Origin of the sequence: Rhizobium sp. 10PS4 (assembly GCF_032464805.1) — a bacterium.
In the GTDB taxonomy this organism is placed as follows: Bacteria; Pseudomonadota; Alphaproteobacteria; order Rhizobiales; family Rhizobiaceae; genus Rhizobium; species Rhizobium laguerreae.
In genome coordinates, this window is sequence record NZ_JAWDIW010000003.1 from 78,871 (window position 1) to 92,471 (window position 13,601).

The 13,601-nt window shown below is 61.0% G+C and carries 13 protein-coding genes; 5 read left to right on the forward strand and 8 right to left on the reverse strand.

From position 1 onward, the window contains the following. Nucleotides 1-150 precede the first annotated feature (150 nt). The 5 genes from RWJ89_RS06140 (at nt 151) to RWJ89_RS06160 (ending at nt 5,043) form a co-directional block, all read left to right on the forward strand. The gene (locus tag RWJ89_RS06140) at nt 151-1,176 is read left to right on the forward strand and encodes a sulfate ABC transporter substrate-binding protein (protein ID WP_131662051.1); all 1,026 of its coding nucleotides are present in this window, start codon (nt 151-153) and stop codon (nt 1,174-1,176) included. Between the two features lie 8 nt (nt 1,177-1,184). Further along, the gene (gene cysT / locus RWJ89_RS06145) at nt 1,185-2,042 is read left to right on the forward strand and encodes a sulfate ABC transporter permease subunit CysT (RefSeq protein ID WP_017957989.1); all 858 of its coding nucleotides are present in this window, start codon (nt 1,185-1,187) and stop codon (nt 2,040-2,042) included. Beyond that, entirely contained in the window at nt 2,032-2,904 is an 873-nt protein-coding gene (cysW, locus tag RWJ89_RS06150) for a sulfate ABC transporter permease subunit CysW (RefSeq protein ID WP_131643678.1), read from the forward strand. The genes cysT and cysW overlap by 11 nt, the downstream gene beginning before the upstream one ends. A 10-nt stretch (nt 2,905-2,914) precedes the next feature. Continuing rightward, on the forward strand, nt 2,915-3,955 hold the full coding sequence (locus tag RWJ89_RS06155; protein ID WP_077980160.1) for a sulfate/molybdate ABC transporter ATP-binding protein: 1,041 nt from the start codon (nt 2,915-2,917) through the stop codon (nt 3,953-3,955). Between the two features lie 251 nt (nt 3,956-4,206). After that, a complete protein-coding gene (locus tag RWJ89_RS06160; RefSeq protein ID WP_131640495.1) occupies nt 4,207-5,043 on the forward strand; it encodes a cell wall hydrolase in 837 nt (278 codons plus the stop codon). Nucleotides 5,044-5,142: 99 nt separating this feature from the next. On the opposite strand, the gene pepT is transcribed toward RWJ89_RS06160, so the two are convergent. The 8 genes from pepT to RWJ89_RS06200 form a co-directional block, all read right to left on the reverse strand. After that, nucleotides 5,143-6,375, reverse strand: coding sequence for a peptidase T (pepT, locus tag RWJ89_RS06165; RefSeq protein WP_222061357.1), 1,233 nt, complete (start codon nt 6,373-6,375; stop codon nt 5,143-5,145). 106 nt (nt 6,376-6,481) lie between these two features. Beyond that, on the reverse strand, nt 6,482-7,234 hold the full coding sequence (locus RWJ89_RS06170; RefSeq protein ID WP_222061355.1) for a metallophosphoesterase: 753 nt from the start codon (nt 7,232-7,234) through the stop codon (nt 6,482-6,484). Between the two features lie 70 nt (nt 7,235-7,304). After that, the gene (locus RWJ89_RS06175; RefSeq protein WP_168345770.1) at nt 7,305-8,363 is read right to left on the reverse strand and encodes an ABC transporter ATP-binding protein; all 1,059 of its coding nucleotides are present in this window, start codon (nt 8,361-8,363) and stop codon (nt 7,305-7,307) included. Nucleotides 8,364-8,367: 4 nt separating this feature from the next. Continuing rightward, nucleotides 8,368-9,198, reverse strand: a complete 831-nt coding sequence (locus RWJ89_RS06180; protein ID WP_131640493.1) for a carbohydrate ABC transporter permease — start codon at nt 9,196-9,198, stop codon at nt 8,368-8,370. Nucleotides 9,199-9,202: 4 nt separating this feature from the next. Then, on the reverse strand, nt 9,203-10,138 hold the full coding sequence (locus tag RWJ89_RS06185; protein WP_316030704.1) for a carbohydrate ABC transporter permease: 936 nt from the start codon (nt 10,136-10,138) through the stop codon (nt 9,203-9,205). A gap of 247 nt (nt 10,139-10,385) precedes the next feature. After that, complete coding sequence (locus RWJ89_RS06190; RefSeq protein ID WP_025397444.1) at nt 10,386-11,645, reverse strand: ABC transporter substrate-binding protein; 1,260 nt, start codon at nt 11,643-11,645, stop codon at nt 10,386-10,388. A gap of 35 nt (nt 11,646-11,680) precedes the next feature. Then, entirely contained in the window at nt 11,681-12,853 is a 1,173-nt protein-coding gene (locus RWJ89_RS06195) for a PLP-dependent transferase (protein ID WP_222013426.1), read from the reverse strand. Continuing rightward, nucleotides 12,850-13,572 (reverse strand): FadR/GntR family transcriptional regulator, encoded by a 723-nt coding sequence (locus RWJ89_RS06200; protein WP_316030705.1) that lies wholly within the window; start codon nt 13,570-13,572, stop codon nt 12,850-12,852. Before RWJ89_RS06200 ends, RWJ89_RS06195 begins: the two co-directional genes overlap by 4 nt. Between the last annotated feature and the right edge of the window lie 29 nt (nt 13,573-13,601).

A 13,601-nucleotide genomic window follows, 5' to 3' on the forward strand; every position in this document is an offset into this window, starting at 1 on the left:
CGATTGGCCGCGGCCAACTTCGGCACGTCCATTTCCAAATTGCTTCTTAAATGGAATGGCATTCTAACAACACCGGCCGGAACCGGAAGAACCTTCGTTTCATTATACGACTGAGTTGATAGAGTTAGGAAAGAAAACAGGAGGGTTCCCATGCAGACACAACGGCTCACCCGGCTGATCGCAGCGGCGGTCCTGGCAGGCAGCTTCGCGATCGGAAGTATCGCTCCGGCATTCGCGGATCAGACGCTTCTCAACGTTTCCTACGATCCGACCCGCGAATTGTACAAGGATTTCAATGCCGCCTTTGCCGCCAAGTGGCAAAAGGACAGTGGTGAAACCGTGACGATCCAGGCATCGCATGGCGGTTCCGGCGCCCAGGCCCGCTCGGTCATCGACGGTCTCGACGCTGACGTCGTGACGCTTGCCCTCGAAGGCGATATCGATGCCATCGCCAAGGCGACCGGCAAGATCCCGGCCGACTGGAAGACCAAATTCCCCAACAATTCGACGCCCTATACGTCGACGATCGTCTTCCTCGTCCGCAAGGGCAACCCGAAGGGCATCAGGGATTGGGGCGACCTGGTCAAGGACGACGTGCAGGTTATCACCCCGAACCCGAAGACATCGGGCGGCGCTCGCTGGAACTTCCTGGCCGCCTGGGCATGGGCCAAGCAGGCGAATGGCGGCGACGAAGCCAAGGCGCAGGAATACGTTGCGAAACTGCTGCAGCATGTTCCGGTTCTCGACACCGGTGCTCGCGGCGCCACGACCACCTTTGTCCAGCGCGGCCTCGGCGACGTGCTGCTTGCCTGGGAAAACGAAGCCTATCTTTCGCTCGAGGAACTCGGTCCCGACCAGTTCGAGATCGTGACGCCGACCTTCTCCATCCGCGCTGACCCGCCGGTCGCCATCGTTGACGGCAATGTCGACAAGAAGGGTACGCGCAAGGTCGCCGAAGCCTATCTCAACTATCTCTATTCGGACGAAGGCCAGAAGATTGCTGCCAAGCACTACTATCGGCCGACCAAGCCGGAAGCCGCCGATCCGGCTGACATCGCCCGTTTCCCGAAGCTGACGCTCGCGACCATCGACGACTTCGGCGGCTGGAAAGAGGCGCAGCCGAAATTCTTCGGCGACGGCGGGGTATTTGACCAAATCTACAAGCCGGCCCAATAATAGACTTCATGAAAGCACATAGCCCCACGCGGTGGCGGTTCAAACGGCCGAGCGTCATTCCGGGTTTCGGAATGGCGCTCGGCTTTACCTTGACCTGGCTCACCCTTCTGATCCTCATCCCGCTCTCGGGCCTTGCCGTCCGGTCGAGCGCGCTTGGCTGGGAGAAATTCTGGTCGATCGCGCTCGATCCGCGCACGCTGAACGCGCTGCGCATCAGCTTCGGCAGCGCCTTCATCGCCGCGATCGTCAATGCCGTCTTCGGTATCATCCTCGCCTGGGTGCTGGTGCGTTACCGCTTTCCCGGCAAGCGGATCATCGATGCCATGGTCGACCTGCCCTTCGCGCTGCCGACCGCCGTTGCCGGCATCGCACTGACGACGCTCTACGCGCCGAATGGCTGGATCGGCCAGTTCCTGACGCCGCTCGGCATCAAAATCGCCTTCACGCCTGCCGGCATCGTCGTGGCGCTGATCTTCGTCGGCCTGCCCTTCGTCGTGCGCACCGTGCAGCCGGTCATGGAGGAGATCGACAAGGAAGTGGAGGAAGCTGCAGCAACGCTCGGCGCCAATCGCTTCCAGACGATTTTCCGCGTGCTGCTGCCGGGGCTGGCGCCCGCCGTGCTCACCGGCTTTGCGCTCGCCTTCGCCCGCGGCGTCGGCGAATACGGCTCGGTCATTTTCATCGCCGGCAACCTGCCGTTCAAATCGGAGATCGCACCGCTGCTGATCATCATCAAGCTCGAAGAGTATAATTACGCCGCAGCGACCGGCATTGCGGCGATCATGCTGATCATCTCGTTCGCCATGCTGCTCGTCATCAATCTCATCCAGAGCTGGAGCAGGCGGAGGTACGGCTATGGCGCTTGATGCGACCGCTCAACCGGCAAAGCTGCGGTCGGTAACGACCGAAAACAGGATCGCGCGCTACAGCCTCATCATCCTCTCGCTCGTCTTCCTGCTGCTGATCCTGCTTCTGCCGCTCGCGGCCGTCTTCGTGGAAGCCTTTCGCAAGGGAGCCGGGCCGTTCTTCGAGGCGCTCGCAGACACGGAGACCTTCTCGGCTATCCGCCTGACGCTGATCGTTGCGGGCGTCAGCGTACCGCTCAACCTCATCTTCGGGGTTGCCGCCGCCTGGGCGATCGCCAAGTTCGAGTTCAAGGGCAAGGCCTTCCTGACGACGCTGATCGACTTGCCCTTCTCGGTCTCACCCGTCATATCGGGCCTGGTCTTCGTTCTGCTGTTCGGCGCCAATACCTGGCTCGGCCAGTGGTTCAGCGCTCACGACATCAAGATCCTGTTCGCCGTGCCGGGGCTGATCCTCGCCACCATGTTCGTCACCTTCCCCTTCGTCGCCCGCGAGTTGATCCCGCTGATGCAGGAACAGGGAACGGCCGACGAGGAGGCAGCCCTTTCGCTCGGCGCCAGTGGCTGGCAGACCTTCTGGCACGTGACGTTGCCGAATATCAAATGGGGCCTGCTTTACGGGGTACTGCTCTGCAACGCTCGCGCCATGGGCGAATTTGGCGCAGTTTCTGTGGTATCAGGCCACATTCGCGGCCAGACGAACACCATGCCGCTGCAGGTGGAAATTCTCTATAACGAGTATAATTTCACCGGCGCTTTTGCGGTCGCCACGCTTTTGGCATTGCTCGCGCTCGTAACTCTTGTTTTGAAGACGCTGCTGGAAATGCGCTATAGCGCCGAAATCGCCGCCAGCCGGCGGCACTGAAGGATTTGGAATGGAAGTACGCGTTCAAAACATTCGCAAGGAATTCGATCGTTTTCCGGCGCTGCACGATGTCTCGCTCGACATTCGCTCCGGCGAGCTGATCGCACTGCTCGGTCCTTCGGGCTCCGGCAAGACGACATTGCTGCGGCTGATCGCCGGCCTCGAAAGCCCGACGGAGGGGCTGATCTTCTTCGGTGATGAGGATGCCTCGAAGAAATCAGTGCAGCAGCGCAATATCGGCTTCGTCTTCCAGCACTATGCTCTGTTCCGCTACATGACGGTGCTCGAAAACGTCTCATTCGGCCTGAAGGTCAGAAACAGTGCGCGGCGGCCGCCGAAGGCCGATATCCGCAGGCGGGCGCTGGAACTGCTCGACCTCGTCCAGCTTTCCGGTCTGGAAAAACGCTACCCGGCCCAGCTTTCCGGCGGCCAGCGCCAGCGTGTCGCGCTCGCCCGCGCCATGGCCGTCGAGCCGAACGTGCTGCTGCTCGACGAACCCTTCGGCGCGCTCGACGCCCAGGTGCGCAAGGACCTGCGCAAGTGGCTGCGCGATATTCACGACCGCACCGGACACACCACCGTCTTCGTCACCCACGACCAGGATGAGGCGCTGGAGCTTGCCGACCGCGTCGTCGTCATGAGTCAGGGCGCGATCGAACAGGTAGGCACGCCGGACCAGGTCTACGACAATCCGAATTCTCCCTTCGTCTTCGGCTTCATCGGCCAGTCGAACTGCCTTGAGGTCGAGATATCAGACAGCGACATTCGCTTCGAAGGCCGCTCGCTCGGCCTCAATGCCGAAGGCGAGCCGGATGGCACGGCGCAGCTCTACTTCCGCCCGCATGACGTCAGGCTCTGCGAATCAGCTGAAAACTGTATCGCCGGCCAGCCGGTTTCCAGCCGCCGCGTGGCCGGCACCCGCCATATCGAACTCAATATCGGCAACGATCGACCGCATATCGAGATCGAATTGCCGCCGAGCGAGGCCGACAGGCTCGACCGCAACCGGGTGGCTTTCAAGCCGACCCGCTGGAAACTGTTCCGCAGTTGATGGACATGGGCGGCGGTCGACTGCGCCGCGCGTCTTATCGAGAGCCGCAAAGGGCTCTAACGCTTTGAAATGCTGCATGATTTTTTCGTTTGCTCGATTCCAGTGCAGTGCCTCGTCGCCGGAATCGTTTTCGGCGAGAGTCCCTTAGGCTTTTTGTTATCTAAGGTTGTTTGTATTTCAGTCATATGACGAGTAAAACGTTTTCACTTAATCAAAAAGGGCTGAACTAATCCCATAGGAGGCACCTGGCGTTGAGGGCGGAGATTTCCTTTGGAAAATCCCTGATCGGGATTTTGTTCGTAGGACTGGCAGCTGCAAGCTGCACGACGACATCGAAACCGGCGGCAACGGCGGCGAACACCAAGACGAAGCAGGGTCAACCGGCAAAAGTCACGTTCAATTATACGGCCAAGGATCGCGACTGCCTGCAGCGCGCGATGTATTTCGAATCGCAGCATTCGGACGAGGATGGCTACATGGCTGTCGGGACCGTTGTCATGAACAGGCTCACTTCCGGCGCCTATCCCCCTTCCATCTGCGGCGTCGTGGCTCAGAAAAGGCAGTTCGCGCCCGGCGTGATGACGCGCGAAGTCAAGCCGCAGGCGAAAACCGAGCTTGCGAGCGCGGCCGATGCGATCCTCGTCAAGGGCGCCCGCCATCCCGCTGTGAAGGATGCGATGTTCTTCCACACCAATGGGCTGAAATTCCCCTACGACAACATGCACTACGTGACGGTCGCCGGCGGCAACGCCTTCTACGAGAAGCGCGACTCCAACGGCATGCTTCAAACACCGCCACCGCTGCCCTCCTACGAGGTGGCGATGAACTATGTGCCCGGCGAGAGCATGCTGCCGCCGCAATTCGAAGCGCTGATACCCTCGGCGGTTCCCGTTCCTCTGCCGGCTCCGGACCCCATGGCCACCGCGAGCACGGCGCAGATGCGGATCACAGCGCCGGTGACCGCGCCGGAAACATCGCCGGTAACATCGGTCGAGCCCGAGCCGGGAATGCCCATTGCGATCCCTATTCCCCGCCCCGCCTATGACAGCGTGATGCTGCGTGAAAGCCTTCCGGCGAACGGCGGTTAAACCAACCGCCGCTTCCGGTATATGAGTTAGATGCAAGCGCGTTTTTGTTTCTGCGCAATTCCGGACGTAAAACCGCTGCGCACTTTTGCTGGAATTGCTTTAGGCGCGCTCTTCCCAGACCCTCACCAATTCCACGATCGTTTTGACGGCCTTTTCCATATCCTGGCGGCTGACCCATTCGAGCGGCGAGTGGAATGCATGGCCGCCGGCGAAAATATTCGGGCACGGCAATCCCTTGAAGGAAAGACGCGAGCCATCCGTGCCGCCGCGGATGCTGCCGCGCACCGGCGTCATGCCGGCCCGGCGCACCGCCTCGATCGCGTTCTCGACGATCTCGGGGTGACGATCGAGCACCACCTTCATGTTGCGATACTGCTCCTTCACCTCGAAGCGATAGGTCGAGCCGGGATAGCCAGCCATCACGTCCTTGACGATAGCTTCGAGCGTCGTTTCCTTTTCCGTCAGCCCCTTGTCGGTGAAGTCACGGATGATGAGGCTCAGCGACGCCTTCTCCATCGAGCCGGTCACGCCGGTGGGATGGATGAAACCCTGCCTGCCTTCAGTGGTCTCCGGCGCAAGATCCCTCGGCAGCCGGTCGATGATGGCGCCGGCGATCTTGATGGCGTTTTCCATGCGGTCCTTGGCAAAACCGGGATGGATCGCCACACCTGATATGCTGATCTCGACGCCGTCGGCCGAGAAGGTCTCATCCTCGATATGGCCGGCCGTCTCGCCGTCCATCGTATAGGCGAAGTCGGCTCCGAGTTTCGCTAGATCCACCTTGTTGACGCCGCGCCCGACCTCCTCGTCCGGCGTGAACAGGATCTTGATCGTCCCATGCCTGATCTCGGGATTGTCGACGAGGAACTGGGCGGCGGTCATGATCTCCGCCAGTCCCGCCTTGTCGTCGGCGCCGAGCAATGTCGTTCCATCGGTCGTGATAATGTCGTTGCCGATCTGGTTTTTCAGCTCAGGGTGCTCGCTGACGCGGATCACCCGGCTCGGATCGCCGGCAAGCTTAATATCCCCGCCGGCATAATTCCCGATGATCTGCGGCTTGACATCGGTGCCGCTGAAATCGGGTGCCGTATCCATGTGCGAGCAGAAACAGATGACCGGCACCGTCTTGTCGCTATTGGCCGGAATGGTCGCATAGACATAGCCGTGTTCATCGAGATGCGCGTCGGCAAGACCGATCTTCAGCAGTTCATCGACCAGAACCCGGCCGAGATCCTTCTGCTTGCCGGTGGTCGGCTGCGTCGACGAGGCAGGGTCGGATTGGGTGTCGATAACGACATAACGGAGAAAGCGGTCGAGAACAGTGTCGGTCATGGCATCCAGTCCAGCAAGATCACACGGACGATATAGCCCTCCTGGGCGATGCGGCAAAAGATTTTTCCACCCGCAGCACGTGGAGGGTTTCCCCAGTCAATCCATTTCATGCGCTGCCATCGGATGCCGGAATCGATACCACATGGGAAACAAGCCCGCCGTCGCTGACCTCATGCACGAGGAAGGACGGAGCGTCGATCACCGGAAGATCGGCACGGCCTTCCAGCAGAAGCGGATTCGGCAGGCAAAGGGAGCCGCAGGTCTGGACAGGGATTGATCCCAGCCGGCCAAATGCGGGTCGGTGAACATGGCCACAAAGAATCGCCAGCGGTAGCCTGTCCGTCGCCACCAGGGTGCTGAGAAGCGCACTGTCGTTCCTGCATCCGACCCGGTCCAGCACCTCGATGCCGATCCTCAATGGCGGCTGATGCATGAAGAGAAGTGAGGGCGTCGTCACGTCCGCAAGCGCGCTCATCAGCCATGGCAGATGCGGCAGGACATCGCCGTAACTTTGCCCGGCGACGGTCACATCGACCCCGAGCAAGGTCAGACCATTGACGGCTGTCCGGAAATGCATCGGTCCCGTCGCATTGATCCACGTGCCGACGGCGGCCAGTTCGGAGCGCATCAATTGCAGATCGTCACCGTTGCCCGGCAACAGGTGGACAGGGCAGTCCAGCGACCGCAGGTTTTCGGCGACAAGGCGATAGCCGTGCCGCCATCCGTCATCTACCAGATCTCCGGTGACAACAAGCACATCCGGGCGGAACGTCTTCAGCCACGCTATCGCTCGCTCCAGCGTCCGCAGCGACGAAAGGTCCGGCCTCGCATGGATATCGGACATCTGCGCAACAAGCATGTTCTGCCTCCCCGCTCCTGCCGGAGACACTATGCCAAAATCGACAGCAACGAGCCACCAGCCCAGCGGCTCAATCGACGCGTTTTCCCTCGACATCGAACACGTGCAGATATTGGGCGGGGAAGGCCACATTGACCTTCGGCCCCGCCTTCAGCGCGTCGCGGTTCAGCGTGAAGATCTTGAACGGCAGACCATGCAGGGCAAGATGCAAGATGATGCCGAAACCCGTGGGCTCGACGAGTTCCACATCCGCGGCAAGCCCCGCCCCACCGTCGCTCATCAGCACATGCTCCGGCCGGATGCCGAGCGTCACCTTTGCGCCATCTGAAAGCGGCAGAGGCTTTGCAAGCGGCACGATCGTGCCTTCCTTCAGCTTCACGCCGCCGGCATCATAGGTGGCCTCGAGGAAATTCATCCCCGGCGAGCCGATGAAGCCAGCAACAAAAAGATTGGCGGGGCGGTCGTAGAGTTCCAGGGGACTGCCAACCTGCTGGACCACCCCACCATGCATGGCGACGATCCGGTCCGCCAGCGTCATTGCCTCGATCTGGTCGTGGGTCACGTAGATTGAGGTCGCCTTCAGGTCGCCATGCAGTTTCTTGATTTCGGCGCGCATCTGTTCGCGCAGGCGCGCATCGAGGTTCGACAGCGGTTCGTCGAACAGGAAGGCTTTTGGCTGGCGCACGATGGCGCGGCCCATGGCGACGCGCTGGCGCTGGCCGCCGGAAAGCGCCTTCGGCCTGCGTTCGAGCAGCGGATCGAGGCCAAGCTTGGCGGCAGCCGCGGCCACCGCGCCTGCAATCTTCTCCTTCGCCACCTTCCGCAGCCTGAGGCTGTAGCTCATATTGCCGGCGACATTCATATGCGGATAAAGCGCGTAGGACTGGAACACCATGGCGATGTCGCGATCCCTCGGATGCAGCTCGTTGACCCTATTGCCGGCGATGCGGATCTCACCCCCGGTGACCTCCTCCAGCCCGGCGATCATCCGCAGCAGCGTGGACTTGCCGCAGCCGGACGGACCGACGAGCACGACGAATTCGCCGTCCTGGATTTCCAGGTTGACGCCATGCAGCACCTGCACATGGCCATAGGCTTTGTGGATATTCCGGATATCGATCGATGCCATTTGTTTAACCCTTGACCGCGCCGGCCGTCAGGCCCTGGACGAGATAGCGCTGGATGAGGAGGAAGAAGAGGCCGGCCGGAATGAGCGCCATGACGCCCGCCGCCATCATCTGCCCGAAATCCACCGAGAATTTCGAAACGAAGGTGAGAAGTCCGACCGGGAAGGTCGCCGCGTCATTGCCGTTGATCAGCATCAGCGCGAAGAGCAGCTCGCTCCAGGCGGCAGTGAAGACGAAACCGAGTGTGGCGGCGATCCCCGGCAGCGTCAGCGGCAGGATGATCTGGCGAAACGCCGTGAACTGCGTCGCCCCGTCGATCTTCGCCGCCTCTTCGAGATCCCTCGGAATGCCGTCGAAGAAGGACTGCATCAGGAAGGTGGCGAAAGGCACGTTGAAGGCGGTGTAGACGATGACGAGCCCGGTCAGACTGTTGGTCAGATGCAGCGGCGACAGAATCTTGAAGATCGGCGCCACCAGCATCACCAGCGGAAACATTTGGGTCAGCAGCATCAGGGCGACGATCCAGTATTTTGCCCGGAAATTGAAGCGCGACAATGCGTAGCCGGACAGCGAAGCGCAGATGGTCACGGTGACGGCCGTCGAGGCCGAGACGATCAGGCTGTTCTTGAAAAAGGTCGGAAAGGCGCTGTGGCGCAGCACGAAGGCATAGTGATCCCATGTCGTGCGCGACGGCCACATGCGAACGCCCTCGCTATAGAGCAGGTCGTTCGGCGTTACCGAGACCTTGAGCAGCCAGAACAGTGGAAAGAGCGAAAAGGCGATGTAGCAGAGGATCGCCAGGCGGTGTGCGATGGTCGGAATGACGGATCGTCTCATGATCTCAATCCTTGTTCAGCAGCGTCTGCCGGAGCAGGATGATCAGCATCGAATAGGCAAGCAGCAGCACGAGCAGCACCAGCGCGATCGCCGAGGCATAACCGAAATCGAGCCGCCGGAAGGCCGTCGTGAAGATGTAGCTGGCGACAATCTGCGTCCGGTCCGCCGGCCCGCCACTGGTCATGACGACAATCAGATCGGCGAAGTTGGAAATCCACACGGTGCGTAGCAGCACGGTAATGGCAATCGTTGGCGCCAGAAACGGCAGGGTGATCGAGCGGAAGCGCTGGAACCAGCCGGCGCCGTCGATCGATGCCGCCTCATAGAGATCACGCGGGATCGCCTGCAGCGCCGCAAGCAGGGTGATGGCGAAAAATGGAATGCCCCACCAGACATTGGCGACGATCGGCCCCCACATCGCATAGTTGGGATCGGAGAGGATATTGCCCGGCTCATGCATCAGCCCGAGGGCGAAGAGCCAGTGCGGGATCGGTCCGATGACGGGATTGAACAGCCAGGCCCAGTTGAGGCCGGCGAGAAAAGACGGCACGGCCCACGGCAGGAAGACCAGCGCCTGCGCGATTGCCCGGCCCTTAAACGGCTTGTCGAGCAGCAACGCCAGGATCAGCCCGAAGACGAACTGCAGGACGACGGAAGCGCCCGTCCACCAGAGCGTATTCCTCAGCGCCCCGTAAAAGGCGGCATCGCCGGCAAGCTCGCGGAAATGATCGAGCCCGATGAAGCCGCCGGAAAACGGATTGAGCAGCTGGATATCGCGGAAGGCGTAGGAGATGCCGACCGTCAGCGGCACCAGCATCACCGCAATGATCAGGATCAGCGACGGCGCGCTGTAGAGATAGGGCTCCGAAACATCGGCAACGCGACGCAGCCACGGCCTGCGGTCGCGACGCATGTCGAGCGTATCGACGGAAATGGTCATCGGTCTGCAATTTCCATTGTCTTACCCGGCTGGGAATTTGTGGTACTTTTGAACGGAGAGACCGGGGGCCCCCTCATCCGACCCTTCGGGCGACCTTCTCCCCGAGGGGAGAAGGGGAACGGAAAGGTTGCGGCATATTCCCTTCTCCCCAACGGGGGTCCGAAGGACGGGTCGAGACCAGCGGCTCGACCAGGCAAAGGTGCCGGCAGGCGGATGAGGGGGCTTCTGGCTCAAAGCCCGCTATCTGCTACTTCTTCGCCAAGAACTTTTGCTGCGCCTTGGTGAGGTATTCGGCCCACTGGTCGGCCAGATCCTTCGCCGAGATATCGCCGAGCAATGCTTGCTGCGAGGTCTTGATCGCCAGCGAATCCTTGAAGAAGGCGAATTCCTCGAGGTAGGTCGGCATGACTGTTGGTACCGTGTTCGGGTCCGCTAGTTCCTCGAACCAGCCCTTGAACTGGTCACCGGCGTAGAAGGGATCCTTCTCGGCCGCCGTGTAGGCCGGCAGGGCGCCGATGCGCTTATTCCATTCGAGATTACCTTCAGGCCCTTCGAGGGTGGCGATCAGCTTCCAGGAGAGGTCCTTGTTGCCGCTGGTCGTGAACATCGACCAGCCGCCATAACCGATCGTCGGGAACGACTTGCCATCCGGACCCTTCGGCAACGGTGCAACACCGAAATCTTCCTTCTTCATGCGCTCGGCGATGGCGATCAGCGCGTCCGGGTCCTGGTCGAGGAAGGCGCAGGTGCCGGAATAGAAGCCGGCGACGACTTCGTTGAAGCCCCAGTTGACGCTGTCCTTCGGCGCATAGCCCTTCTTGTAGAGATCGACCATCCATTCGATGCCCTTGGCCCAGCCGGGGCTGTTCATTGTCGAGGTGCCGTCGTCGTTGAAGTACTTGTTCGAGCCGGCCATCGAGGCGGCGAAGATCATCCAGCCGTTGAGGCCGCCCGGTCCGCCGCGCATGCAGTAGCCGTATTTGCCGGGCAGTTTGGAAACCTTTTCCGAAGCGGCAGTAAATTCTTCCATCGTCTTCGGCGGCGCGGCGACTCCGGCTTCGGCAAGCAGCTTCTTGTTGTAGAACATCGCCCTGAGGTAGAAGCCGTAGGGCAGCATATAGGCGGTGTTCTTGACGTCACGGCCGAGTTCGAGCGCGCGCGGCGTCAGTTCCTTGGTGTGCTCCCACTTTTCGAGGTAGGGCTCCAGGCTCTCGAGCATGCCGTTATTGGCATAGAGCGACAGCCAGGTATCGGGCATCTCCATCACATCGGGCACGTCGCCGGCAGACACCATGGTCGCGAACTTCTGGAACGCTTCATTCCAGGGCAGCGAGATGATGTCGACCTTGGTGCCGGGATTGGCGGCTTCGAATTTGCCGACGATCGATTTCAGCGTTTCGGTGCGCTCCGGGCTGGTGATGACTTCGACAAGCTTGAGCGTCGTATCGGCAAAGGCCGTACCCGCCATCATCGAAGCAAAGAGCGTCGAGATTATTAGTTTTTTCATGGCTCAGTTCCCCCTTGTTAGGTCTCTCTCGGGTTTCAGGATTGTGAGGCGGCGGCGAGCGCCTCCTCGATATCTCTCCACAAAGCCTCGGTTCCTTCGAGGCCGACATGGAGACGTACGGATCGCGCATGAATGCCGAAGGCATGTGCGGAATTTGGCTGTGCCTTCTGCTGAAGCACCACCTCGCCCGGTACGATCAGGCTTTCATGTCCACCCCAGCTTACACCCAGTTTGAAGAGCTTGAGGTGATCGGCAAAGGCGCGGATATCGACGCCTTCGCGGAATATGAAGGAAAACAGGCCCGAGGTGCCGTTGAGGCCGGTGGGCAGACGGTTGGCGAGCCCCGGATGGCAGACCGTCTCGACCACGTCGAGCTTCTGCAGGCGCCTGGCGATTTCAAGCGCCGATGCCTCGTGGGCTCTCATGCGGAGCGGCAGCGTGCGCAGGCCGCGGATCAGCAGCCAGGCGTCGAACGGCGAAAGCTTGCCGCCAAGATAGGGATAGGCCTCCGCCTTGACGCGAGCGATCATCGCCTTCGAGCCGGCGATGATGCCCGCCACCACATCGCTGTGGCCGCCGAGATATTTCGAGGCCGAATGGATGACGAGATCGACGCCGAGTGTCAGCGGCCGCTGGAAGAAAGGGCTCGCCCAGCTGTTGTCGATCATCGAGACGGCGCCATGTTGTCTGGCGAGTGCGGCGAGTGCGGCGACATCATGTGCCTCCATCACCCAGCTCGTCGGGCTTTCCATGTAGAAGAGCTTGGCGCCGGGCAGCGCCCTGGCGACCGCTTCCTCGTCGCGGCCGTCGACATAAGTCACCTCGATCTTCATCCGCTTCAGGATGGTGCCGAACAGGCGGAAGGCATCGGGATAGACATGTTTGACGGCAACGATACGGTCGCCCGGCTCGACGAAGCTTAAGACCGCCGACGAGATCGCCGCCATGCCGCTGGCAAAACCCAGCGCATCCTCGGCACCTTCGAGCCTGGCGAGCATTTCCTCGAAGGCACGCACCGTCGGGTTCAGGCCGCGTGTATAGATCGGCCGCACCTTCTCGCCGCGATAGGAGGCGATCATGTCGTCGTAATCGGAAAAGGTGAAAAGCGAAGTCTGGAAAATCGGCGGCACGACGGCGTCTGCGAAGTTGCCTTCGTCATGCGCGGTGATGAGGGAAGCAAGATCGAACGGTTCTGCGCCGCTGCTCATTTGGACATTTCCTTGATGTCTTCCTCGACGATATCGAGAATTTTCAATGTTTCTGTGCGCGCCGCCTCGGGATCCCCGGCAGCGATCGCGTCGAAAAGGGTGCGGTGAAAGGGAAAGGACCGGCGCGCGAAATCCTGCCGGTCGAACGGATGCTCCCAGAAGCGCTCGAAGGTCTCGCGCATCTGCTCGAGAAGCTGTCGAAACAGCGGATTGTGGGTAGCGTCGTAGACGGCGAGATGGAAGGCCAGATCCTCCGGCCCGGAAGTGCCCTTCTCCAGGTGCACCCGCTCCATGGCGTTCAGCTTTTCCTCGATGATGACGAGGTCCGTGCTCGTGCGCCGTCGCGCCGCCACCATGCCCGCCTCGCATTCAATTCCACGGCGTACCTCCAGCGTTTGCAGCAGCACGTCGCGAAGGTGTGCGGTATCGAACGAGAGTGGCATGTGGATCGTCGCCCTTGACACGGGCTTCAGCAGATAAGTGCCGCTTCCCTTGCGCGTCTCGATGACACCGAGCGCCTGGAAATGCCGGATCGCCTCGCGAATGGTCGAGCGGCCGACGGCAAGAGCGGTCATCAGCTCGCGCTCAGCCGGCAAACGGTCGCCCGCCTTCAATCTGGCTTCCTCGACATAATCCGCCAGCGCATCGGTCACCTGACGCGCGCGATCCATGACCGGAAGCGGCCGGATCACCGGCCTGTCGCTGCGATTTGCCTTCATGGTTCCCCATTTTTCTTATCAGGCAGCCA

What these genes read in the sequence shown, in the direction of transcription:
- RWJ89_RS06140 (WP_131662051.1), top strand. Translation starts at nt 151, where the DNA reads ATGCAGACACAACGGCTCACCCGGCTGATCGCAGCGGCGGTCCTGGCA.
- RWJ89_RS06190 (WP_025397444.1), bottom strand. Translation starts at nt 11,645, where the DNA reads ATGAAAAAACTAATAATCTCGACGCTCTTTGCTTCGATGATGGCGGGT.
- RWJ89_RS06195 (WP_222013426.1), bottom strand. Translation starts at nt 12,853, where the DNA reads ATGAGCAGCGGCGCAGAACCGTTCGATCTTGCTTCCCTCATCACCGCG.
- RWJ89_RS06180 (WP_131640493.1), bottom strand. Translation starts at nt 9,198, where the DNA reads ATGAGACGATCCGTCATTCCGACCATCGCACACCGCCTGGCGATCCTC.
- RWJ89_RS06170 (WP_222061355.1), bottom strand. Translation starts at nt 7,234, where the DNA reads ATGCTTGTTGCGCAGATGTCCGATATCCATGCGAGGCCGGACCTTTCG.
- pepT (WP_222061357.1), bottom strand. Translation starts at nt 6,375, where the DNA reads ATGACCGACACTGTTCTCGACCGCTTTCTCCGTTATGTCGTTATCGAC.
- cysT (WP_017957989.1), top strand. Translation starts at nt 1,185, where the DNA reads ATGAAAGCACATAGCCCCACGCGGTGGCGGTTCAAACGGCCGAGCGTC.
- cysW (WP_131643678.1), top strand. Translation starts at nt 2,032, where the DNA reads ATGGCGCTTGATGCGACCGCTCAACCGGCAAAGCTGCGGTCGGTAACG.
- RWJ89_RS06185 (WP_316030704.1), bottom strand. Translation starts at nt 10,138, where the DNA reads ATGACCATTTCCGTCGATACGCTCGACATGCGTCGCGACCGCAGGCCG.
- RWJ89_RS06175 (WP_168345770.1), bottom strand. Translation starts at nt 8,363, where the DNA reads ATGGCATCGATCGATATCCGGAATATCCACAAAGCCTATGGCCATGTG.
- RWJ89_RS06200 (WP_316030705.1), bottom strand. Translation starts at nt 13,572, where the DNA reads ATGAAGGCAAATCGCAGCGACAGGCCGGTGATCCGGCCGCTTCCGGTC.
- RWJ89_RS06155 (WP_077980160.1), top strand. Translation starts at nt 2,915, where the DNA reads ATGGAAGTACGCGTTCAAAACATTCGCAAGGAATTCGATCGTTTTCCG.